The sequence below is a fragment of the Methanobacterium sp. genome, from assembly GCA_030017655.1.
Taxonomy (GTDB): Archaea; Methanobacteriota; Methanobacteria; order Methanobacteriales; family Methanobacteriaceae; genus Methanobacterium_D.
Map to the genome: position 1 here is coordinate 1 of JASEIM010000002.1, position 23,277 is coordinate 23,277.

The window sequence follows — 23,277 nt, forward strand, 5'->3', positions numbered from 1 at the left end:
AAAATCCCTAAAATTGTCTTGGAAATAGCAATGCTTATGTACCGTTATATTTTCGTATTTTTAGATGAAGCCATAAACATGTATCATTCACAGGAAACTCGTTTAGGATATTCTTCAATTAAAAAATCTTTAAAATCAATGGGTATGCTCGGTAGCAATCTTTTTATAAGAACATGGCTTAAGGGAGAACAATCATATATTGCAATGGAATCAAGGTGCTATAACGGATCTATTAACTCATTTAAAGCCTATGACAGGATTAGCGTTAAAAATATAATGGTATTACTGTTCTTTGAATCATTTCTTTTGTTAGGTACCTATTTAACATGGGGTTTAAACATTATATAATACTTACTCTAATTATCTCAATTTAAATGTTCAATAAATCTTTAGAATTAGTTTAAATTGAATTTTAAGGTAAATTCGGATAAATTAAACAGCGATGTTTAATTAATTTAAAATAAAGTTCAAAAATAAATTAAATATTATTTGATATCCACTAATCTGAAAACTATTAAATAGAAGCAAAAAATAAAGTTTATCAATTATTAATTTATCAATTCAGGTGAATCAATGAATATTATAGAAACCAACAAAATCACTTATCGCTATCCTGACGGCACTGAAGCCTTAAAAAATGTTAATTTTAAAGCAGAAGAAGGTAAAATTATCGCTCTTCTTGGACCTAACGGTGCCGGAAAATCCACCTTATTTCTGCATTTTAACGGTATTTTGAGACCTTCTTCAGGTAATATACTGGTTGATAAAGAAGAAATAAAATATGATAAAAAGGATCTGATGAGAGTAAGGCAGAATGTAGGAATAGTGTTCCAGAATCCTGATGATCAGCTCTTTGCTCCAACAGTAGTTGAAGATGTGGCTTTTGGACCTATGAACCTCGGTTTATCTAAAGAAGAGGTAAAAAAAAGAGTTGATGATGCTCTTAAGCGAGTAGGAATGGAAAAAAATAAAAAGAAAGCACCTCATCACCTAAGTGGGGGTGAAAAGAAAAAGGTGGCTATTGCTGGAATATTGGCCATGAAACCAAAGATAATGGTGCTTGATGAACCTACATCTGGTCTTGATCCCAAAGGAGCATCTCAAATTCTCAAGTTACTGTATGATTTAAATAAAGAGGGTATGACTATAATTGTATCAACTCATGACGTAGATTCAGTACCACTTTATGCTTATCAAGTTTACATAATAAGTGAAGGAAAAATTATAAAAAAGGGAAGTCCTAAGGAAGTGTTTGAAGACATTAAAACAATAAGAGATGCTAATTTAAGACTTCCAAGAATTGCCCACCTAATGGAAATACTGCAAAAAGAAGATGAACTGCCCTTTGATAAACCTTATCCTCTCACTATAGGTGAAGCAAGAAGAAAGTTAAAGGATCATTTTAATGAGTAAAAATTTAGTTGTACTGGTGATAAAATGAAAATAGGAATCTGTGATACCACATTTGCAAGAGTAGACATGGGTGCACATGCAATAGATGAGATCAAAAAGCATGTTGGAAATATTACATTCATAAGACGCACAGTTCCAGGAATCAAAGATTTACCTGTAGCATCAAAGAAATTAATTGAAGAAGAAGGATGCGAAATGGTAATGGCACTGGGGATGCCTGGGGGCGAAGAAAAAGATAAAGTTTGCGCCCATGAAGCCTCAACAGGCCTTATACAAGCCCAGCTTATGACAAATACACATATTCTAGAGGTATTTGTGCATGAAGATGAAGGTGAAAGCCCAAAAGACCTCAGACAGCTTGCAGAAAACCGTGCAAGAGAACATGCCCAGAACCTTGTTAAAATGCTTTTTAAGCCTAAAGAGATGGAAAAAGAAGCTGGAATGGGTATGAGAGAAGGACGTCCCGATGTTGGACCTGTCTGAATTCTAATTTTTAAATTAAAATAAAATTCTATTTTTTCATTATCAATTCAAATTATAAATAATAAAAAATACAAATTAATATTATCCTATAAAAAGAGATGATAATATGAAAGAAGATGTATTTTACGGTAAAGGAATGAAACATGTAAAAGAAGACTATCCTGACATATATAAGGCAGTTGTAGAGTTAAATGAAGCAGCTTATACTGGAAAGGTCCTTGACTACAAGACACAAAAATTAATTGCCCTTGGAATTAGTGCAGCAGCATCTGATGATAGGGCTATGAAAAAGCAGATGCAGAGTGCTATAAATGAATTTGGAATAACTAAGGATGAAATAGTAGACGTTTTAAGGGTAGTTCTATTAACATCTGGAAATCCCCCATTTACCAAAGCCATGCGAATACTATACAGTATATAGCTAAAGAATATCCAATTCAACTTTACCAATTATTTATTTCAATGACTATAATTGAATGAAAAAAGAATCAACTTCTTGAATTATTAAAAGGAGGAGACCTGCATTCTGATGGTCCTGCTGACGAAGTTGCAGAGGATGTTATCCAGAATACTGAACTTTTTGACCTATTATTCTATGGACTTAACGAAGATGATGATCTGGTGCGTGGTAGAACATTACATGCTTTAGAGAACGTATCACGAGTACATCCAGAACTTTTTAAATGATATACTGACAGATTAATAGATTTGCTAAAAATGATTCTCTTCCATTTGTTTTCTGGCATCTGGCAATGTTATTTGTTAATTTAGACCTTTCAAGAAATGAAGAAAAGGAAATAATTTCCACCCTATTAACCTTCTTAAAGATAAAAATACATTTGTCAAAACATGTTCCATATCCAGCTTAACTATTCTGGCTATGGAAAATCATGAGGAAAAGAAGGAAATAATTGTCAGAATAAAGTTACTTGAAATTAATAATAGTGCTGCGGTTATAAATAGAGTTTCCAATGCATTAAACGTCTGGAAAACGATGCACCATTACCAAAGCTGGTCAAAAATATAAAAATAAGTATTCCATCTAATTACTTGAAAAATTTCTTTCAACCGTTATAGCGTAACCTTTTTAAAGGAACTTAAACTAATAATGATCATCACCAAATTGGTGAAAAACTATCTTTTTTTGAGACATAGTCTCATGGATGTGGCGAAAGCTGAACAAAAAGAGGTGTTAAATTTGTATAAATATATTAGAGACGCATGGAAAAATCCAAGTGATTCCTATGTAAAGGAACTCATGCATGAAAGAGCCCCATTATGGAGAAAGGAAAGTACTATCCAGAGAATAGACAGACCTACAAGAATTGATAAAGCAAGATCCCTTGGATATAAAGCTAAAAAAGGATATATTGTCGTTAGGACAAGAGTCAGGCGTGGTGGAAGGCGAAAAACAAGATTCACCGCCGGAAGAAGACCTAAAAGAATGGGTGTTAAAAAGATAACCCCTGCAAAATCCATTAAAAGAATAGCTGAAGAAAGAGTTGCCCGGAAATATCCTAACCTGGAAGTTTTGAACTCATACTGGGTATGGGAAGACGGTAAATTCAAGTTCTTTGAAGTTATACTGGTTGACCCAAATCATCCATCAATTAAAAACGACAAGAACATTAACTGGATCTGTGAAAATCAACACAAGAATCGTGTGTTTAGAGGACTCACCAGTGAAGGTAAGAAGACCCGTGGACTTCGAGGAAAAGGTAAAGGGGCAGAAAAGGTAAGATAAGCCTTAAATCTTTTTTTATAAAAAATAAAGGTAAAATATATATGATCCATAACATCTCCTATCGTGTGTTTGTTTATGGAACAGAAAACGAAGAAAAAGTTAGAGAGGCTATTAAAACTCTCTTTCCCAATTCTTCTCCCCAAACTGATATTACAGAGGGCTATTTTAAAAATCAGGTTTTAATATTGCATGATAAAATAACCCGAAACCGTGATATTAAAGAATTTGTTAAATTATTAGATAATTTAGATTCTCAGGTTAAAAAAAGAATTCTTAACGAACTTGATAGTAAGATGGATGATAAAGGAAACTTATTCTTGAGATTTGACAAACAAAGGGCATATCTTGGAAATTTAAAGGTTATTGAACACGGCGATGCCATACATGTCAAGATAAAGATAGCTGCCTATCCAGCAAAAAAAGAGAATGCTTTGAGACTTGCAAGGGAAATTTTCGGTGAATAAAATGTACTATGATTTTCATGTTCATGAGGATTTCCAGTTAGCTTATGAATCTATGAGATTAGGATTCAACGGTATTGCTCTAATCCAGCATTCCGATAAATTCAACCCCAACTATCTTGAAAATATTAAAGGAATTAAAGATGATTTCCTCCTTTTAAGCGGTGTTGAAATCTATGCAAAAAATCCGGAAGATCTGAGAAAGAAAGTTCAAAAGTTCAGGGCAAAAGCAGACGTTCTAATAGTAAATGGTGGGAACATAAAAATAAATAGGGCTGCATGTGAAGATCCAAGGGTAGATATACTTGCAAATCCCTATAAAAATAGAAGAGATAGTGGAATAAACCATATAATTGCAAAAAAAGCTGCGGAAAATAAAGTTGCACTGGAAATTGGCCTCAATCAAATAATTAAAACCAGATCATCTGTTAGGGCCAAAATATTGAGTAATTTCAGGCAAATAATTAAACTCAAGCATAAATTTAAATTTCCATTAATAACCACAAGTAATGCTCATTCTATATACGATCTCAGAACCCCTGAAGATATAATTACATTATTAAGTTGCCTTGGAATGGATTCACAAGAGGCAAAGAATTCTTTATCCAAATATCCTCTAGATATAATTGAGAGGAGTAAAATCAGAGAAAATATAGTGGTTAAAGGAGTCAGAATAGTAGAATAAGATGATAAAATGAAACTCAAAATACTTCCTCCAACTCTTAGAACTAAAAAACGGTACATTGCATTTGAAGCTATATCCCCAGTGCCGTTAAAAAGGGAGGATGTAATTTCAATGGTATGGGAATCATCATTAAACTTTTATGGAGAATGCAAAACCAGTAAATTCGATTTATGGATTATGAGAATCTGGAATTTTGGATCATCAAATGATAAAAATATTATTAAAGGAATTATTCAATGCAATAGAGAAGAAATAAAATCAGTTAGAACATCTATTTCACTTATAAATAAATTTAAAGGTAAACCCGTTGTCTTCCATACCCTTGGTATTTCTGGGACTATTAAAGCAGCAATAAAAAAGTATATTAAACTAGAAGACAAACATAAATAAATAGTTTTTAATTTATATTTTGAATTCATCTTAATCCAAAATACCATGAATTCTAAATATTATCTAAAATCAGATTTGAATGGGTAATCTGATATATTCAGAAATGATCAATTAATCTAAGTAAAATATTGACCCCTAATATTTATTAAATCCGAAAATCAAATTCATTTATGTAATTGAAAAATAATAGAGAGGTATATATATGCAACCTATGCCAGGAGCAGGATATGATAGGGCTATAACTGTATTTAGCCCAGATGGAAGACTTTTTCAGGTTGAATATGCAAGAGAAGCTGTAAAAAGAGGTACAACTTCATTAGGTGTAAAATCCAGTGAAGGTATTGTACTTGTTGTTGATAAAAGGCCAACAAGTAAACTGGTTGAGCCAAAATCCATAGAAAAAATATTCCAGATTGATGACCATATTGGTGCAGCAACCTCCGGACTTGTGGCTGATGCAAGGTCTCTAATTGAAAGAGCAAGATTAGAATCTCAAATAAACAGAATAACCTATAACGAACCAATTAGAGTAGAAGGTTTAGCAAAAAAAATTTGTGACATGAAACAGATGTACACACAGCATGGTGGTGTAAGACCTTTTGGTTCAGCTCTGATAATTGGGGGAGTGAATGAAAACGGGTGCAAATTATTTGAAACCGACCCAAGCGGAGCATTAATTGAATACAAAGCAACAGCAATAGGTGCTGGAAGACAGATTGCAATGGATGAGTTTGAAAAGAAATATAGAGAAGATATGACACTAAATGAAGCTATTGATTTAGCATTAGATGCTGTTTATGAAGCTACAGAAGGTAAAACTACAGCTGAAAGTGTAGAAATTGCAGTTATAGAGTACAGTACCAAAAAGTTCAGAAAATTAACTGAAGATGAAATTGAAGAGTATATTGATGAACTTCTCTTAAGAAAACCTAAGGAGGAAGAGGAAGAAGAGGAGTAATAATATGGTAACTCTCGAAGATTCAGTGATAGCGCGTCTTGAATATTTTGGCGAACGCTTTGAAATACTGGTAGATCCAGATCTTGCATCAGAATATAAAAGAGGTAAGGATATACCGTTAGAAGAAATTCTTGCTGTTGAAGAGGTATTTAAAGATGCCAGAAAGGGAGATAAAGCATCTGAAGAAGCTATGAAAAAAGCTTTTGACAGTACCGACCCTCTTGAAGCTGCTTCGATTATAATAAAGAAAGGGCATGTTCAGTTAACTGCTCAGCAGCGAAAAGAGATGCAAGAAGAGAAAAGAAAAAAAATTATTGCTAAAATAACAAGAGAAGCTATAAATCCTCAGACAAAACTTCCTCACCCTGCAAGAAGAATTGAAAAAGCCATGGAAGAGGCTAAAGTTCATATAGATCCATTTAAAAGTGTAGATGAGCAGGTAAATGATGTTCTTAAGGCCATTCGTGTGAAGATACCCATAAAGTTTGAAAAAGTGAGTATGGCAATTAAAATACCTGGAGATTATACTGGAAAAGTATATTCTGTGATTTCAGAGTATGGAAAAACAAGAAAAGAAGAATGGCAAAATGATGGATCATGGATAGCTGTGGTTGAAGTGCCTGGAGGTCTGCAGGAAAGCTTTCACAGAAAACTGAGCGAGCTAACAGGTGGACAGGTGGAAACCAAGTTAATAAAATAGACTTTTTATAGTGAAGAGCATAGTTTATTAAACTTATATATAAATTCTAATAAATTATTTTCAATCTGTTAAAAATTATTTTCCAATATGGAATAATTAAAAATTGATCTTCACTATGCTTTTTATGGCTTTCCACATTAAAGGAGGCAGAACGTGATATTTGTAGAAGATAAAAACTTAGTAGTTCCTGGAGATGTTCTTGCTGATGATGAATATCATACAGGAAGAGGAACATTTAGGGACGGTAATAAAATATGTTCATCTCTCGTTGGATTAGTTGCAGTAAGGGACAAAAAAATCAGCGTAATACCCTTACAGAGCAAATACATCCCTAAAAGAGGAGATGTGGTTATTGGTGAAATTACTGATATAAGATTTTCCATGTGGAACTTAGATATTAATTCACCGTATTCCGGATTTTTACCCGCCTCAGATGTTTTTGGAAAAGAAAAAAGAGACCTGAATAAGGCATTTGATGTTGGTGATGTTCTCTTTTTAAGAGTTGTTGATGTTGATGAAGTAAAAAAAGTAAAATTGGGTTTAAAAGGACGAGGACTCGGTAAATTCAGAGGTGGAATCTTAATTTATATTACCCCAACTAAAGTACCGCGACTTATAGGTAAAAAAGGATCCATGATCAACATGATTAAAGATGAAACAAAATGTGACATTATTGTTGGTCAAAACGGCGTGGTATGGGTAAAGGGAGAACCTGAAATGGAAAGGGTTGCAGAAAAAGTAATTAACATGATAGAAGACCAGGCCCACACCTCAGGATTAACAGACAGAGTAAGAAACATGCTTTATGAACTTCTTGGTAAAGAAATCGAAGAAGAAAAAGAAGATGTAGAAGAAGAAGTCCCTGAACCAGACATAGAAGAATAACAGGGGTGATTATATCCTAATAAATAATAATAACAACAATTTAAGGGCAGATGGAAGAAATTTTGACGAATTAAGACCGTTGAAAATAGAAGCAGGAGTACTGGAAAGAGCAGATGGTTCTGCTTATCTTGAAATTGGAGGAAACAAAGTCCTTGCAGCAGTATATGGTCCAAGAGAACTCCATGTAAGGCGTATAATGAGACCAGATATGGCAGTTATAAGATGTAGATACAATATGGCCCCCTTCTCAGTTGGAGATAGAAAGAGGCCTGGCCCAGACAGAAGATCCGTAGAAATTTCAAAAATAACTGCAGATGCTCTCAGACCCGCTGTATTCCTGGAGAAATTCCCAAGATCAACAATTGACATATTTATAGAAATCCTGGAAGCTGAAGGAGGTACAAGATGTGCAGGAATAACTGCAGCTTCAGTAGCTCTGGCTGATGCAGGAATACCAATGAGAGATTTAGTGGTTTCATGTGCAGCTGGAAAAGCAAACGGCAATGTAGTGCTTGATCTTTCAGAAAATGAAGATAAAGAAGGCGAAGCAGATTTACCTGTTGCTATAATGCCCAGATCAGGTGAAATAACACTCCTACAAATGGACGGTCATTTAACATCTGAAGAATTTGATAAAGCACTTAATCTTGCAGTTGAAGGATGTAAAAAAATCAACGAAGCACAGAAAGAAGCCATTAAAAACAGGTATGGTGAGGAAAATGGTTAATATAGTTCCTGAAATTACAAGGAAAAGTATAACTGAACTTATAAAGAAAGGAGAACGTGCAGATGGCAGATCTCCTAATGATTATAGAGATATATCTCTTGAAGTGGGTGTGATCGAAAAAGCTGAAGGATCTGCAAGAGTCAAGATGGGTAATACACAGATAATGATTGGAATAAAACCTCAAATTGGCGAGCCTTTTGCTGATACACCAAATGTAGGAGTATTGATGACTAATTCTGAATTATTACCAATGGCATCCCCAACATTTGAGCCCGGACCTCCTGATGAAAGGTCTGTAGAACTGGCAAGAGTTGTTGACAGATGTTTAAGAGAAGGTGAAGTTATAGATCTTGAAAAACTTTGCATCATAGAAGGTGAAAAGGTCTGGATGATATTTTTAGATCTCCATGTTTTAGACTATGACGGTAATCTAATGGATGCAGCCGTTTTAGGAAGCGTAGCTGCCCTTTTAAACACAAAAATACCGGTTGCAAAGGTCGAAGAGGATAATGTAGTCATTGATGAAGAAAATTCTGTTGAACTGCCTATTAAAGAAAAACCATTAATGTGCACATTTGCAAAAATAGGTGGTGAACTGGTTATTGACCCATCACTTGACGAAGAAAACATCATGGACGCCAGAATCTCAATAGGAATGAGAGAAGACGGCAGTCTTTGTGCAATGCAAAAAGGAGGGGAAATGCCCCTAACAAATGAAGAAATAAAGGAAGCAATCAATATAACTTCCCAGAAAACAAAAGAACTTAGAGAACATTTGAAGTAAGCAAGATTCTGAATTTTGCTTTAATATTTATAATTACTGGTTGAAGGAAACTAAGCCTGAAAAACCTTCGAAATCATTGATTTCGAATGTGCAAACATTTAATGTTTGTTAGCTACGTTTTTCGGCCCCAAAATCTCCTATTTTGGGGTTTCCTTAACCTCAAAATCATGATTTTAAGGTGATATAATGGCAAGAACTAAAAAAGTCGGTATAACCGGAAGATTTGGTCCAAGATACGGGAGAAAAGCCAAAAGGACCGTTAAAAGTATAGAAGAAAAGATGAAGAAGAACCATACATGTCCTCAATGTGATAGAGTCGCTGTTAAAAGAATAAGCAGCGGTATATGGAAATGTAAAAAGTGTAATACTGTATTTACAGGCGGCGCATATGTTCCACAAACTCCAATGGCCAGAACAGCCGCAAGGAACATAAAGAGGATTGTTGGAGGGCTGGGAAAGTAATTTTCCTGAACACCAAAAATTTTCAATATTTGGAGGTTATGATTTGTACAAATGTGCAAAATGTGGTACTTTAGTGGATCTTAAGGGATATACTGAAGCTAAATGTCCTAAATGCAGATATAGAATTCTATTTAAAGAAATTCCACCAGTAAAAAGGGATATAAAAGCAAGATAATTCTGATAAATGTCTACATTCTAAGGCAGTATTAAATGTTTATTACAACATCAAGGAAACCATCCGCTAAAACAAGGTCCTTTTGCCAGAGTTTGAGTCGTGCTTTAAATTCTAAGTACGTTAACCGGGGCAAAATGAGTTTCAGGGATGTTTTAATTAAAGCTTCACAATCTGGATTTCAGAAAATTGCGGTGGTTTCCCAGATGAAAGGAAACCCCAGCAGAATTGAAATATACAATGAAAAGGGTGAAATTCTCATAATTTTGTATATTTCAGGGGTGCTTTTAAATTTAAAAGGCAGAATAGATTCAGATAAGCTCAGCATAAGATCTGAAATTGATGATCTTAAAAAACGACTTATTAAAGTCTTAGATATAGCTGAAGACCACGAAAAACGGAATACTAATATTCTCTGGATTAGGAAGGGTAAAGGAGAAAATAAAGCTACTTTAGAGTTTTATGATAAACATGGTTCATTAATAGACCCTAAAATTTATGTAAGAAGATTTGAATGAACATTCCAGAATATGTAAAAGCCAAATTTAAAATAGAGTTTGAAAGTTCAGATGAAGCAGGTCTGGTTCTAAAAGCAATAGAACCCGAACTTAAAACTTCGCCATCTGAAAGATCGTCTATTAATACTAGTTTAAATGGAAATACCCTTAAATTAGTAATCAGTGCTAAAGATGCTCCATCTCTGCGAGCATCCGTTAATTCCTGTTTAAGGTGGATAATACTGTCACACGACATTCAAAATTTAAAATCTAACTAAAATGGATGAAATTTAATTTAATAATTAATTTAACTAAAAGGTTGGTGATTGATATGGAACTTCCTCAAAATGTACAGCATCAATTAGCTCAATTCCAGCAGGTGCAGCAACAGGCACAGGCAATTTCAATACAAAAGCAAAATGTTGATTTACAGCTTAAAGAAACTGAAAAAGCACTTGAAGAATTGAAAAAAATTGAAGAAAATGGAGATGTTTATAAAACTGCTGGAACCTTGCTGATAAAAGTAAAAAAAGATGAAATGACCAAAGAACTTGAAGATAAACTTGAAACATTGCAGCTTCGTGAAAAAACTGTTAAAAGACAGGAAGAACGGATCATGAAGAGGCTTCAGGAAATGCAGGCGTCTATCCAAGAAGCAATGCAGGGGCCAGGAGTACAGTAGAGGTTAATAATTGATAGAATTAACTGATGAAGAAGTGGACAAAATCTCGGAAATTGTTATATCTTCTGCAGAAAGTTTTATTTTTTCTAAAGTTTCAAAAAAAGAAGTTATTGATATAGATATCAGTGTAGAGCTTTACTATGATGAAGGTCTGGATATAGATGTATCTATTGATGTAATATTCGATGATCTTTCATCTGCAGATGCAAGTATCATTGACGATGCAGTTGACTATGCAGTAGAAGCAGTTGAAAAATTTTTAGCTGAACTTTAACTCTTTTTCTCTTTTTAAATTTAGTTTTGAATTAAAAACAGAAATTATTAAATACAAATTATAACAAATTAATAGCAATTAATACTTTAATTAATAAAAATATTATCAATTTATCCTTTGCCAACCCCTCCTTTATGAGGCCATGGATAATCCCTAAAAATAGTATCAGGACGTCGAATTTTGGTTTCGCTCAAATTTATAGATGTCCTGATACCTACAGATACCTACAAAAAATATTGTTCTCAGTAATTAAAATATAAATAACTTAATTATTCTAAATTTTTGGATAATTACTATTTTTAATAAGTCGATAAATTAATTAACTTTAAATATATATTAACTGTATGATTATACCAGTTTTAGATATAATGAGTGGAATGGCGGTTTCTGGAAAGTCAGGTAAAAGAGAAACCTACATACCCCTTAAAACTATATTTCATCCTTCTTCTAACCCATATAAAATTGCAAATGCCCTTAAAGATGCGGGTGCAAAAAGGATCTATATAGCAGATCTTGATGCAATAGAAAATAGAAAACCAAATTACGATATAATAAAAAAGATAAACCAGAAATTACCCGTGATGCTGGATTCAGGTGTAAATACTGTTAATAAATCTGAAGAGGCTCTTGAAATAGCAGAAAAAGTAATTATTGCAACTGAAACATTGCAAAGTGTAGATGACCTTATTGACATATTGGATAGCAATAACAAAGACAGATTTATAATAAGTATTGATATTAAAGATAATGAAATCTTCAGTAAGCATCTGGATATGAATATTGAAGATATTGTTAAAAAAATGAGTAAAATAAATCCTCCTGAAATCATATTACTCGATATTTCAAGGGTTGGAACTGAAAAGGGAGTTAATCATGCCATTATCAAAAAATTTTTAAAACTTGATTCTTCTTTAATCATTGGAGGAGGAATTACCAGTAAAGACATAGAAGAACTTGAAAAACTGGGATTGAACAAATTTTTAGTGGGCACTGCATTGCATGCCAATAAATTATCCATTTAGAGAGGAAAAAATGCCTAAAATAGCACTCATAGGTCCATTATCTAAAGACAGAGTCATAAAAGAGAACATGATGCATAAATCTGCCGGAGGACCTGTTTATTATCAATCAAGTGTGATGAAAAGCCTTAAAATAAATGTCAGCGCCCTTATTACCCTTTCAAAGAGTGATAAAACATTATTAAAAGAATTTAGAAAAAATATTGAAATAATTCCATCATTTAGAAATAAAACCATTGAATTTCAAAATATATACCCTACAGATGACCCTGATTTCAGGATACAAAAGGCCAATATTCCCTGTAATCCAATAACTATAGAAAATATAGTGGATTTAAATTTAGAAGACGTTGAAGTCATTCTTTTAGGGCCTCTCTGTCCCTATGACATTCCCCTTGAAACAGTTGAATTTTTGTCTAAATTCAATATTCCCCTGTATCTTGGAGCACAGGGATATTTAAGGCATTTAAAAGGAGATGAAATCGTTTTAAGTCCATGGAATGACTTTAAAAAGTTCCTAAAATTTATTAAAATTCTGTTTTTAGATGAAAATGAAGCAAAGATAATTCTGAATGAGGATATATCATTACCTGAAACTGCAAAAATTCTGGCGTCCTTTGGCCCAGAAGAGGTAATTATTACATGTGGAAGTCATGGAGCAGTGATATATTCAAAGAAATTAAATAAAACGTATAAAATACCTGCTTTTAAAGCAAATCATGTATTGGATCCCACAGGATTGGGAGATACGTTTATGGCAGCCTATTCTGTAAGAAAACTCGAAATAGAAGATCCTGAAGAGTGCGGAATATTTGCTGCAGCTGCTGCTGCAATAAAACTTGAAAAAAACGGCCCTTTTAGGGAAAATAGGGATTTAATTGAAGAAAAAATGAAAATTTCCTAATCTATATCCCTAATAGTGACGGAAGAATTATAAACGGCAGTATTCCTGCAGCAAAAAAGAGTCCTATTCCTCCAAGAGTATATTCTAATTTATCATCCATTATTCCTGATGCAATAAGTAAAATACCTACAAATCCAAAAATTGCAGGGAAATATATGAAAAATACAGTTCCACCTACCATAGTATCTCTATCTCCTTAATGAGTTAAATATAAAATCAAAATCATTCTTATGTTTTTAATTATATCCTATTCATAATGGTATTCTATTAAATTTAAAGTTTTTTAATTTGTTTCTGTTCCTTTATCTAAAGGTTCTACAGAAACAAGCTTTGAATGGACAATCCATGCTGCCCTTGAATATCCAGGAGGATAACATGTAATTAGAAGCAGTTTAGGTTGTTCACTTGCTTTATATTCAATATTTTTGCCCTTAACACCCCATCTAACATCTCCATTGTACTCAACTTCATATATATATTTCTTCTGTGTAAGGAAATCCTTTATTATTACCTTATCTCCTGTCTTCAGTCTGTCAATATGTAAAAATGGAGCATGATGTGTTGTATGATGTCCCATTAAAGCCATTTCACCCTTTTCTCCAGGATAGTAACTATTTGGAAGGTGATATACGGAATTAGCCGTATTAACTGACTTAGAAGTTATCCACCATTCTGCATGAATTGAAGGTATTGAAATTTCCGCCCACCTGGTGGATTGACTTGAAACGCTTTCATTGTCTTTAATTTGTATACTGTCAACAACTTTTTCAAAAGAGCTTTTGCTATTTATAAGATTTATATTTAAACCTGAAAAATCCTCATTTTTACTATCTAATCCATCAATAGGGCCGTTATATATTATTGTGTAAAGTTTATTGTTTTTCTCGAACCATATTTCTTTTCTTTGCTTTTTACCGTTTTCATCGTTTAAATGGTAATTGTTTTCATATGCTTCAAGCCCATTTATAGTTAAATTATTTTTTGATATAAGCTGGAAGTTTTTGTCGATATTTCCAGCAGAATTTAAATTTAAACTATTCTTTAAAGAATACCCCTGTGGTTTTCTTTGTTCAATAATTGTTACATTGTATGAATTTTCAGTATCAAAAAAAGATACAGTAGAATTATCTTCACTGGTTATATTCCATGTATCTGGATAATCAAATGATAATTCTCCCATTTCATAGTGTTTTATTTGTTTCTGGGTGTTGTAATCTGTACATCCTGATGCTGTAATGACTAAAATTAAAAACCCAGTTATAAACAAGAATTTCTCCAATCTATATTCGCTCCAATATATCTTTTATTAGGATTACATTTTTGGTTTTATCTTTATTAAACTTACTTGTTCAAATAAATTCACCTATAATTAGTAATTTATTTAATTTAAGTATTACTATGTTGGAGGTTATACTTATTGTTTTATAATAAAATAAATCTATTTAAAATAGATTAAGTCAAAAAATATAAAGTATTAAAAGATGAGGTTGAAAATTCTCAAACACCATGTGTTTAAAGCTTTAAACATGAAGCGTTTGGTGCAAATACAGTTTCTCATACGCGAAAATCAGAGATTTTTAAGGTGGAAAAAAATGACACTGCGGATCTTATCATGGAATGTTAACGGCTTAAGAGCGGTACATAGAAAAGGTTTTCTTAAATGGTTTTTAGAAGAAAATCCAGATATTCTATGCATTCAGGAAACAAAGGCTACTGAAGATCAATTACCAAAGACATTAAAAAGAGTTGATGGATATTATTCCTATTTTAAAGGTGCAGAAAAAAAAGGTTACAGCGGAGTTGCATTATATACTAAAATAAAGCCTGAAATGGTTGAATATGGCTTTGGAATCAAAAAATTTGATGATGAAGGCAGAATAATCATTGCACACTACAAAGAATTCATCCTTCTCAACATATATTTCCCTAACGGCAAGATGTCCCCTGAAAGACTTTTATATAAACTAGAATTCTATGATGCTCTTCTTGATTACGTGAAAAACTTTAAAAAAATGGGTAAAAACATGGTAATATGCGGAGACTTAAATACAGCCCATAAGGAAATTGATCTGGCAAGACCAAAGGCAAATGAAAAAATTTCTGGATTCTTACCTGAAGAACGCGCCTGGATTGATAAATTCTTAAGTCACGGATATGTTGATACTTTCCGAATGTTCAACAGCGAACCTGATCAGTATACATGGTGGAGTTACAGAACCAGAGCAAGAGAAAGAAACGTAGGATGGAGACTGGATTATTTCTTCGTTAATGAAGAGTTCCAGGATAAAATAAATGCATCATATATTCTTAATGACGTAATTGGTTCTGACCATTGCCCTGTTGGATTAGAAATTGAACTATAATCATTTTAACATATTTTGATGATAAGCAGATGCATTTAAAAATTCTTTGTAGAAACATAAAATCTAAATACTGAGTAATACAAATATAATATACCTCTTAGGTTATTGGAGGTTGAATTGATGGATTATATTAGTAATAGGAATATTTCTAACAGTCTTTTAGATGAAGCATACCGATGCAAACATGTAGAATTAAAGTCTTTGCTTGGAAAAATAGAATCTGAAATAAATGATAGAGGATATGCAGATAGAATCCTTTTAAGAGCTAAAATGATAGTAACAAGTAAAATGGCATTGATGAATAGTAAATAAATATTTATATATAGAATTCCTCCCCTATTTACATTGAACATTCTCTAATCAATCTAGAAACAATAAAATCAGTGGTAATTAATTTTTATGATTTAAATATTATATTATTCTTACACATTAAATTTCTGTTTTTAATAGAGAAAAGATTTTTAAATCAGTTAAATCAATTCTATATTGTTTAATCTTGATTTAAAGTAATAAATGAATTTTTGTGCTTTTATCATGTATTAATCTTATTTTAATACACCGCAAGCTAAAAAGGAATCATTGATGATAGAAAAAACTATAAAAATATTGAATTCAAGAAAATGGTATAAAAACCGGCTGGCACATATAGAGCTCTTAAAACCTCAAAAACCAATATATGGAGATACTAAAGCTATTTTACCCCAATATATAAAGAACTACTTGCAAAAGAACAATATCAAACTTTATAAACACCAGTGTGATGCAATTGATCATCTAAGAAGTGGAAAAAATATAACCATAACCACTCCCACTGCCTCAGGTAAAACCCTCGCTTTCAATATTCCGGTTTTCGAAAAGTTAATCCAAAATAATAAAGCTTCAGCCCTGTACATTTACCCTGCAAAGGCCCTTGCAAATGACCAGCTTAAGTCAATGAAAGAACTTGAAAAATACTGTGGAACTAAACTGAATCCCGCAGTATATGATGGAGATACCTCCAAAGAACAAAAAAGAAAAATAAGAAAAGAATCAAGGATAATTATAACCAATCCCTATGAACTGCACAATGTATTACCATGGCATCATCAGTGGGAAAATTTCTTAAGCAACCTTAAATTTGTTGTTATAGACGAAGCACATCAGTATAGAGGAGTTTTCGGTTCCAATGTAGCTTTTTTAATAAGAAGATTCCTGAGAATCTGCAATTATTATGGTTCCAATCCTCAATTTGTTCTGTCAACCGCCACACTTGCAAACCCCATTGAGTTTAGTGAAAAATTAACAGGTCTCAAATTTGAGTTAATATCCCAAGATGGCTCTCCAAAAGGAAAAAAACATTTTATATTTTATAATCCATATTTTGACGGTGCAGGAAAAACTACCACCCATGTAGAATCCCAGAATTTATTCCAATTATTCATACTTAACAATTTACAAACTCTCTGCTTTACAACCTCGCGAAAAATGGCTGAATTAATTGCCAGGCGTTCCAAAAAGGAAATTTCTCAAATAGATGATGCACTGGCTGAAAAGATCTCGGCCTATAGGGCTGGCTATCTGGCAAAAGATAGGCGTAAAATAGAAAATCGACTTAAAAATGGTGAAATGCGAGGAGTAACCGCTACAAATGCCCTGGAACTGGGCATTGACATTGGATCACTTGATGCTGTTGTAATTTCAGGTTATCCAGGGACCATAATGTCCACTTGGCAGCAGGCAGGTAGGGCAGGTCGGGGAACTGATGATTCAATTGTAACTTTTGTAGCCTTTCAAAATCCCTTGGACCAGTATTTTATGAAACATCCCGCAGTATTTTTTGATAAACCCCATGAACATGCAATTATTGATCTAACAAATCCCCATATTATTGAAGGACATTTAATGTGTGCTGCAAAGGAAATGCCAGTAAACCCTAAGTTGATTAAAATTGACTTTGAATCCTCACTCGATGATCATATTAAATCACTGGCATCCAAAAAGTTAATTGAAAAATCATCAGACACATGGGTCTATTCAGGTACAGATTATCCTCCATTTAAAGTTAATTTAGGCAGTATTTCTTCTGAAATTTTTAAGGTATATAACAAGGGAAAACTTCTTGAAACAATGGATAAAAGACAGGCATATACCGAAGCGCATCAGGGAGCTGTGCTTATTAATCAGGGCGAAACTTACGTCGTGTATGACTTTAATTTAGTCACCAATACCATTAAAGTAGCTAAAAAAGATCTGGATAGCCATACCAGTGTCCAGAAGGATATTGAAATTAAAATAATTAAAGAAATTAACCAGAAAGTGATAGGAGACCTGAAAATATCATTTGGAGAGCTTAAGGTAAGTGAATCTTATCCCAAATATAAGGTAATTGATAAAAGTCAGGTGGTAAGCGTTAGAAATCTTAATTTACCCCCAATACAGTTTAAAACCAAAGGACTATGGATTACTTTGCCCCAGAGCATTAAAGACGGGCTTAAATGTGCTTTATCAGGAGAAAACGTATTTGAGGGTGGTATTCATGGCCTTGAGCATGCTATGATATCCATAATTCCATTCCATGTTATGTGTGATAGATTTGATATTGGGGGTGTTTCTACACCAAACCATAAAGATACTAAAATGGCAACAATTTTCATTTATGATGGATTTGAAGGTGGCGTTGGATTAACTGAAAAAGCATATGAATTAATTGAAGAAACAGTTCAGATGACCTACGAGCTTGTTAGAGATTGTACATGCGATGAGGGCTGTCCAGCATGCATATATTCACCAAAATGCGGTAATGACAATAAACCACTGAATAAGGAAGGTACTATCTTTATAATAGAACAATTGCTTGATTTAATGGGAATAGAAAGGTAAATAATGTTTTAAATAAATGTAATAGAATTCTCGATAAGGGGCATATCATGGTAAACAGGATGAATGAAGGGTTTAGATTATATAAAAAAGGGAATGTAGAAATTGAATTATTTGATGATGATTTAATGATATTTAATGTAATGGGCTCAAGAAAAGAAAAATATCAAGTTAGTATGAATGAAAATATGTGGATGTGCGATTGCGATGACTATCAGTTCAGAAGTGAGAGAGAGCCAGGTAGTTTCATTTGCAAGCATCTCTGGGCTGCTTTTTTTGAAGTTATGGAAATGAAAAATGAAGGTTAATTACTGTTATTTATAAAACAACTGTAAACTCTCCTTTGATAAATTTAATCAATAATCAAAAATATTATTTAAATAATATAGAATTTAAATCCTTAAAACTTAAATAGTTCTTTTTAATGTATTTTTTTAACTTAAATTCCCCTAATAATTAAATTAACTAATTTAAAGGTTTATTTAACAAATTTAAATTTATTTATGTATTTATTATGTGTTTTTTGAATTTTTATTAGAATTAGAAACCGTTTTTTCTTATATTCCTTTGATTATTTTTATTATAGCTCATATAATTTAAATACTTCTTCTTTAAAGTACATCAAATTTAAGGCATAAAATGCATTAAACGACATAGTTATACTTATGAAAAACATAATAAAGAATATAGTTTTATGAAGAGGTGGTATGATTAAAAGGAAAGCATTAATTTTAGCATGTATTGTGCTTATTGCATGTGTTGCTGTAACTGGTTATCAATTTAAAGACAATAATCAACTACTCGAACTAAAAAATTCTTTACAAAATCCCACTAATTCAGATGTTAATGACTCCAGTAAAGCTGCAAATCAAGAACAGCAAAATAATTTACAGGAAAACGATGATGATCAAAATACAGAATATAAAAGTTCTAAAAATAGTATAAAGGATTCTAATTCTCAATCAATTGCAGAAAAATATATAGAAGAACCTGGAGCAGTAGCAGGAAAGCCAAAAAGGATTAAAATTGGTGGAAAGCAAACTGACGTTGTTCCAGTTTTATCCAAAGGCAAACAGGTGGGTGAAATACACATAGATCCTGAAACAGGTGAAAATGTTGGTGGTGCTGGAGGAGCACCTTAAACTATTTTATTTTTAAGGGTATTGTAAAATAAAAAGTTGAACCCTTTCCTAATTGTGATTCGACCCATATATGTCCTCCGTGTCTATCAATAATCCTTTTCACAATGGCAAGTCCTATTCCTGCACCCCTATATTCTCCAATAGGGTGTAATCGTCTGAATATTTCAAATATTTTGTCAGTATATTCCTGCTCCATTCCAATACTGTTGTCGCTAACTGAAAAAACCCATTCATCTTCACTTTTTTGTGCTGAAATATATATTTCAGGAGGTTCGTCTTCTTTACGGAACTTAATAGCATTACCAATTAAATTCTGAAATACCCTCGTTATTTGATTGGGGTCTGCAAAAATATCGGGGAGAGGATCATGATTTATTACGGCTTTATTTTCATCAATAGACACGCTCAGATTATTCAATGCTATTTCAAGGCTTTTTTCAACGTTGAAGACTTTGAAATCCCCTCCTTTTGTTCCAACGCGTGAATATTCAAGTAATGCTTGAATCATTTCTTTCATTCTTCTTGATCCATCAATCATAAATTCAATGAAATCATCAGCATCCTGGTCTAACTGACCTCCATATCTCCTTTTCAAAAGTCCGGCATAACTGCTAATAGCTCTAAGAGGTTCTTGAAGATCATGAGAAGTGATATAAGCAAATTGTTGAAGTTCATTATTAGAACGTGTTAGTTCTTCAATGGTATCTTTAAGCTCTTTTTCAGCTTTTTTACGTTCAGTAATATCTTTTGTTATAGCTACAAATGATATGGGTTTTCCATGAGCATCTTTAATAATATTTCCAGAAATTTCTGCTGGAAATGATTCTTTTTTATCTTTTGTAAACAAATTAATCTCTAAATGAACGATTTCCATATTTAATAACGATTTTTGCACTACTTCTACTAATTTACCACGATCTTTTGGATCAACTAATTCAAAAGCATTTAATCCTATTATATCATCCTTTGAGGAGACTCCGTACATATCCACGGTTGCCTGATTACATAATATTATATTTAAATCTAAATCTGTCACAGTAATAGAATCTGGCGAAGATTCAATAGTTGTTTTTAATAATTCTTCACTTTCTTTTAAAGCTAATTCAGCTTTTTTACGTTCGCTAATATCACGGGAAATTGCGAGAATAAAAGTTTTTCCACCTAATTCAAAAAGATGATTATTATTTTCTACGGGAATCCTTTCTCCATCCTTAGTTAAATGAACTATTTCAAATCTGGCCTTTTTCTTCTTCTTCAATTCTCTTGCATTTTTTGGTACATCTTCTAATCTTTCAGGGGCAATTATATCCAGAGGGGTCATGTTTAAAAGTTCGTTCTTACTGTAACCTAACCTCTGGGATGTAATATCATTTACCTCAACAAATTTACCAGGTAATCCATTTTCCTTTAGCTCAACCAGCGTTATCATATCATCTGCTTTGTTGAATAACTCTCGAAACTTCTGTTCACTTTCTTTTAATGATCTATAAGTCTTTTCCAGCTCTTTTGTGCGCTTTTGAACCTGTAGTTCAAGATTAATCCTCGCATTTCTTAACTCTTCTTCTAATCTTTTATTTTCAGTTATATCACGAGTTATACTTCCATACATTATTCCTTTCTCAGTTTTTATAGGATAAATGGTGCTTTCAATAAATCTCCTTTCTCCATTGGGACGCTGAATTTGTCTTGCTAATCTATAATCATGATGGATTTCTCCACTGTTCCTTAAATTTTTTATTAAAATTGATTTAATTCTCTTATATGCCTCAGGAGTTTTTCTTTCTTCAACTGAAACCCTATACACAAAATCCCATAGAAACGAACCCAGCATATCTTCTCTTTTAAGTCCCGTAATTTCTTCCATGGCACGGTTCCATTCAATAATGGCTTTTTTCTCATCAATTAACATTATCCCATCATATGATTCTTCAATAGTTGTTCTAAATTTTTTCTCGCTTTTCATTAGATCTTCTTCTGCTTTTTTACGATCTGTTATGTCGTGAGCAATGGCCAAAACTGATTTCACCCTTCCTTTTTCATCAAATTCTGGGATATTGTATGAATAATAGTATTTAACCCCCTCTGGTGTATTTATTTCAAATTCAAATGTTTTTGTTTTTCCAGTTTTAAATACTCCTTTTAAAAGATTATCAACTTCTTTAGCCAGTTCTTTAGATATTCCAAGTTCTGCATGCGTTTTACCAATATAATCCTCTTCTTTTAATCCTGTCATTTTTGTTCCTGCAGGATTTATAAAAGTATGGCGCAGATTTTTATCAAAACGAGTGATGGCATCTGGAGAATGTTCAATTATGGTTCTTAGTTCTTCTTCTCTTTCTTTTAATTTATTTTCATTCTTTTTACGCCCAGTAATATCTAAAAAGGAGGCTATACTCCTTTTAGTGCCCGGAATCATGGAAACATTTGCAAGTATATCTTTAATTTTCCCATTTTTATCAATAGCTTGAAATTCATATCTTTCTGGAACACTATCTGCGTTAATCCTCCGCATTTTATGGTATTTTTTCATATTCATTAGTTCCTCTTCATTCACCACAAATTCTGTCCATTTTTTTTTATTTTCCACTTCTTCTCTGGAATATCCAATAATTTTTTCTGTTTCTTCGTTCATCAAAGAGATTGTCATGTCTTCCTCTATAATTATGAAAGCAATTCCCGTATTTTCAAAAATAGTTCTGTATTTATTTTCAGAAGCTTTTAATGCACTTTCAGATATCTTTTCTTCTGTAATATCCCTTGTAAGCATTATAAATAATTCTCCATCAGGAGAGAACGTTGTAATAAAAAGATATTTATTTAAAGGCTTAAAAAACCTTTCAAAGTTTTTTCTTTTTTTATTAGAAACCACTTCATTTGCTATTTTAATGTAATAAACCGAATCTTCAGCATAGATTTCATTTAAAGATTTACCTACTGCTTCTTCTAAATTTGTTATTTCATTCAGTACTGATTTAGAATTAAAATACATAACTTGCAAGTCAACAATATTTCCTCCCCTATTACGTATAATTTTGTAAATAGAAACTCCTTCATGCATATTTTCAAATATATCGCAATAACTCCCGGTTTCTAAACAGAGTGGTGGAATAAATCCTCTGCTATCTCGTTCCATCATATATACTTCCAGATAAATTTATGAGATGATAAAGTCCATTGTATTATTATTTATTAAGTTTATAATAATTATTTTTTTAAACCCCCTTCCTGAAAAAAATTATATTTTTCATTCAAAAAATGAAGATAATTTTATAATTATCAAAAATTAAAGATCTATAGAGTTCTATATAGGGTAAATAATTAATTCATGTAACTTTTGTTTGATTTTATTTCATAATAACATCTAATTTATATTTTAATACCATATTGAGGAAATAAAATGAATTTGATTGTTCAATTTAAATTATATCTAATGTTTTTATCCAAAGGAGGAAAACATGTAAAGAATTTCCATTAAATTTTAGTTCGTTAAACGTTGATATGACGAAATTAATTTAAAAATAAAAATTTTTTATGTAAATCCAAATCCATAGACTTAAAAATTATCTATTTATTGCTCAATCTTCATCTCCCTAGTTTTTATCCTTCTAATGACTTTTCTAAAATTGAAATTAATAAAACACCTGCAATTATAGATGATACTTCAGATTGTGTTCTA

The 23,277-nt window shown here is 32.3% G+C and carries 30 protein-coding genes; 26 read left to right on the forward strand and 4 right to left on the reverse strand.

The features are described 5' to 3' along the window. The 4 genes from QMD61_01230 to QMD61_01245 form a co-directional block, all read left to right on the forward strand. Positions 1–348 (forward strand): CbiQ family ECF transporter T component (locus QMD61_01230; GenBank protein ID MDI6723248.1); only part of this gene is annotated, 348 nt, incomplete at its 5' end. A gap of 225 nt (positions 349–573) precedes the next feature. Next, a complete protein-coding gene (locus QMD61_01235) occupies positions 574–1,413 on the forward strand; it encodes an ATP-binding cassette domain-containing protein (protein MDI6723249.1) in 840 nt (279 codons plus the stop codon). A 24-nt stretch (positions 1,414–1,437) separates the two neighbouring features. Then, the gene (gene ribC / locus QMD61_01240) at positions 1,438–1,896 is read left to right on the forward strand and encodes a riboflavin synthase (protein ID MDI6723250.1); all 459 of its coding nucleotides are present in this window, start codon (positions 1,438–1,440) and stop codon (positions 1,894–1,896) included. A gap of 106 nt (positions 1,897–2,002) precedes the next feature. Next, positions 2,003–2,317, forward strand: coding sequence for a carboxymuconolactone decarboxylase family protein (locus tag QMD61_01245; protein ID MDI6723251.1), 315 nt, complete (start codon positions 2,003–2,005; stop codon positions 2,315–2,317). A 258-nt stretch (positions 2,318–2,575) separates the two neighbouring features. Here QMD61_01245 and QMD61_01250 read toward each other — a convergent pair whose 3' ends face one another. Beyond that, positions 2,576–2,704, reverse strand: coding sequence for a hypothetical protein (locus QMD61_01250; protein ID MDI6723252.1), 129 nt, complete (start codon positions 2,702–2,704; stop codon positions 2,576–2,578). Positions 2,705–3,094: 390 nt separating this feature from the next. Here QMD61_01250 and QMD61_01255 point away from each other — a divergent pair, with 390 nt between their 5' ends. From QMD61_01255 to QMD61_01335, 17 genes are all read left to right on the forward strand, one after another. Then, entirely contained in the window at positions 3,095–3,640 is a 546-nt protein-coding gene (locus QMD61_01255; GenBank protein ID MDI6723253.1) for a 50S ribosomal protein L15e, read from the forward strand. 41 nt (positions 3,641–3,681) lie between these two features. Beyond that, positions 3,682–4,104, forward strand: a complete 423-nt coding sequence (locus tag QMD61_01260; protein MDI6723254.1) for an RNA-binding protein — start codon at positions 3,682–3,684, stop codon at positions 4,102–4,104. 1 nt (position 4,105) lies between these two features. Beyond that, positions 4,106–4,786 carry an RNase P subunit p30 family protein gene (locus tag QMD61_01265; protein ID MDI6723255.1) on the forward strand — a complete coding sequence of 227 codons (681 nt, stop codon included), beginning with the start codon at positions 4,106–4,108 and terminating at the stop codon, positions 4,784–4,786. Between the two features lie 9 nt (positions 4,787–4,795). Then, positions 4,796–5,176 (forward strand): Rpp14/Pop5 family protein, encoded by a 381-nt coding sequence (locus QMD61_01270; protein MDI6723256.1) that lies wholly within the window; start codon positions 4,796–4,798, stop codon positions 5,174–5,176. Positions 5,177–5,378: 202 nt separating this feature from the next. Next, positions 5,379–6,134, forward strand: a complete 756-nt coding sequence (psmA, locus tag QMD61_01275) for an archaeal proteasome endopeptidase complex subunit alpha (GenBank protein ID MDI6723257.1) — start codon at positions 5,379–5,381, stop codon at positions 6,132–6,134. A 4-nt stretch (positions 6,135–6,138) separates the two neighbouring features. After that, on the forward strand, positions 6,139–6,834 hold the full coding sequence (locus QMD61_01280; GenBank protein ID MDI6723258.1) for a ribosome assembly factor SBDS: 696 nt from the start codon (positions 6,139–6,141) through the stop codon (positions 6,832–6,834). 153 nt (positions 6,835–6,987) lie between these two features. After that, complete coding sequence (rrp4, locus tag QMD61_01285) at positions 6,988–7,719, forward strand: exosome complex RNA-binding protein Rrp4 (GenBank protein MDI6723259.1); 732 nt, start codon at positions 6,988–6,990, stop codon at positions 7,717–7,719. A 19-nt stretch (positions 7,720–7,738) separates the two neighbouring features. Next, positions 7,739–8,446: an exosome complex exonuclease Rrp41 gene (rrp41, locus tag QMD61_01290; protein ID MDI6723260.1), complete on the forward strand. Its 708-nt coding sequence runs from the start codon at positions 7,739–7,741 to the stop codon at positions 8,444–8,446. Further along, positions 8,439–9,230, forward strand: a complete 792-nt coding sequence (gene rrp42 / locus QMD61_01295) for an exosome complex protein Rrp42 (protein ID MDI6723261.1) — start codon at positions 8,439–8,441, stop codon at positions 9,228–9,230. The genes rrp41 and rrp42 overlap by 8 nt, the downstream gene beginning before the upstream one ends. Positions 9,231–9,416: 186 nt before the next feature. Beyond that, entirely contained in the window at positions 9,417–9,692 is a 276-nt protein-coding gene (gene rpl37A, locus QMD61_01300; protein MDI6723262.1) for a 50S ribosomal protein L37Ae, read from the forward strand. A 43-nt stretch (positions 9,693–9,735) separates the two neighbouring features. Further along, entirely contained in the window at positions 9,736–9,867 is a 132-nt protein-coding gene (locus QMD61_01305; protein MDI6723263.1) for a DNA-directed RNA polymerase subunit P, read from the forward strand. Positions 9,868–9,902: 35 nt separating this feature from the next. Beyond that, positions 9,903–10,382 (forward strand): ribosomal biogenesis protein, encoded by a 480-nt coding sequence (locus tag QMD61_01310; GenBank protein MDI6723264.1) that lies wholly within the window; start codon positions 9,903–9,905, stop codon positions 10,380–10,382. Further along, positions 10,379–10,639, forward strand: a complete 261-nt coding sequence (locus QMD61_01315; GenBank protein MDI6723265.1) for a KEOPS complex subunit Pcc1 — start codon at positions 10,379–10,381, stop codon at positions 10,637–10,639. The genes QMD61_01310 and QMD61_01315 overlap by 4 nt, the downstream gene beginning before the upstream one ends. Before the next feature lie 53 nt (positions 10,640–10,692). Further along, positions 10,693–11,043 (forward strand): prefoldin subunit beta, encoded by a 351-nt coding sequence (locus QMD61_01320; GenBank protein MDI6723266.1) that lies wholly within the window; start codon positions 10,693–10,695, stop codon positions 11,041–11,043. 10 nt (positions 11,044–11,053) lie between these two features. Then, on the forward strand, positions 11,054–11,317 hold the full coding sequence (locus tag QMD61_01325) for a DUF3194 domain-containing protein (GenBank protein MDI6723267.1): 264 nt from the start codon (positions 11,054–11,056) through the stop codon (positions 11,315–11,317). A gap of 344 nt (positions 11,318–11,661) precedes the next feature. Continuing rightward, a complete protein-coding gene (locus QMD61_01330) occupies positions 11,662–12,339 on the forward strand; it encodes a HisA/HisF family protein (protein MDI6723268.1) in 678 nt (225 codons plus the stop codon). A 10-nt stretch (positions 12,340–12,349) separates the two neighbouring features. Continuing rightward, a complete protein-coding gene (locus tag QMD61_01335) occupies positions 12,350–13,240 on the forward strand; it encodes a PfkB family carbohydrate kinase (GenBank protein ID MDI6723269.1) in 891 nt (296 codons plus the stop codon). Position 13,241: 1 nt separating this feature from the next. On the opposite strand, the gene QMD61_01340 is transcribed toward QMD61_01335, so the two are convergent. Then, on the reverse strand, positions 13,242–13,421 hold the full coding sequence (locus QMD61_01340) for a hypothetical protein (protein ID MDI6723270.1): 180 nt from the start codon (positions 13,419–13,421) through the stop codon (positions 13,242–13,244). 102 nt (positions 13,422–13,523) lie between these two features. After that, positions 13,524–14,507 carry a sortase gene (locus QMD61_01345; GenBank protein MDI6723271.1) on the reverse strand — a complete coding sequence of 328 codons (984 nt, stop codon included), beginning with the start codon at positions 14,505–14,507 and terminating at the stop codon, positions 13,524–13,526. A 325-nt stretch (positions 14,508–14,832) separates the two neighbouring features. Here QMD61_01345 and xth point away from each other — a divergent pair, with 325 nt between their 5' ends. The 5 genes from xth (at position 14,833) to QMD61_01370 (ending at position 19,601) form a co-directional block, all read left to right on the forward strand. Then, entirely contained in the window at positions 14,833–15,603 is a 771-nt protein-coding gene (xth, locus tag QMD61_01350; GenBank protein MDI6723272.1) for an exodeoxyribonuclease III, read from the forward strand. A gap of 120 nt (positions 15,604–15,723) precedes the next feature. After that, entirely contained in the window at positions 15,724–15,915 is a 192-nt protein-coding gene (locus QMD61_01355; protein ID MDI6723273.1) for a hypothetical protein, read from the forward strand. A gap of 270 nt (positions 15,916–16,185) precedes the next feature. After that, a complete protein-coding gene (locus QMD61_01360; protein ID MDI6723274.1) occupies positions 16,186–18,462 on the forward strand; it encodes a DEAD/DEAH box helicase in 2,277 nt (758 codons plus the stop codon). Positions 18,463–18,509: 47 nt separating this feature from the next. Next, a complete protein-coding gene (locus tag QMD61_01365) occupies positions 18,510–18,767 on the forward strand; it encodes an SWIM zinc finger family protein (protein ID MDI6723275.1) in 258 nt (85 codons plus the stop codon). A gap of 399 nt (positions 18,768–19,166) precedes the next feature. After that, positions 19,167–19,601, forward strand: a complete 435-nt coding sequence (locus tag QMD61_01370; protein ID MDI6723276.1) for a peptidase M4 — start codon at positions 19,167–19,169, stop codon at positions 19,599–19,601. A 1-nt stretch (position 19,602) separates the two neighbouring features. On the opposite strand, the gene QMD61_01375 is transcribed toward QMD61_01370, so the two are convergent. Then, complete coding sequence (locus tag QMD61_01375; protein ID MDI6723277.1) at positions 19,603–22,737, reverse strand: PAS domain S-box protein; 3,135 nt, start codon at positions 22,735–22,737, stop codon at positions 19,603–19,605. Positions 22,738–23,277 lie beyond the last annotated feature (540 nt).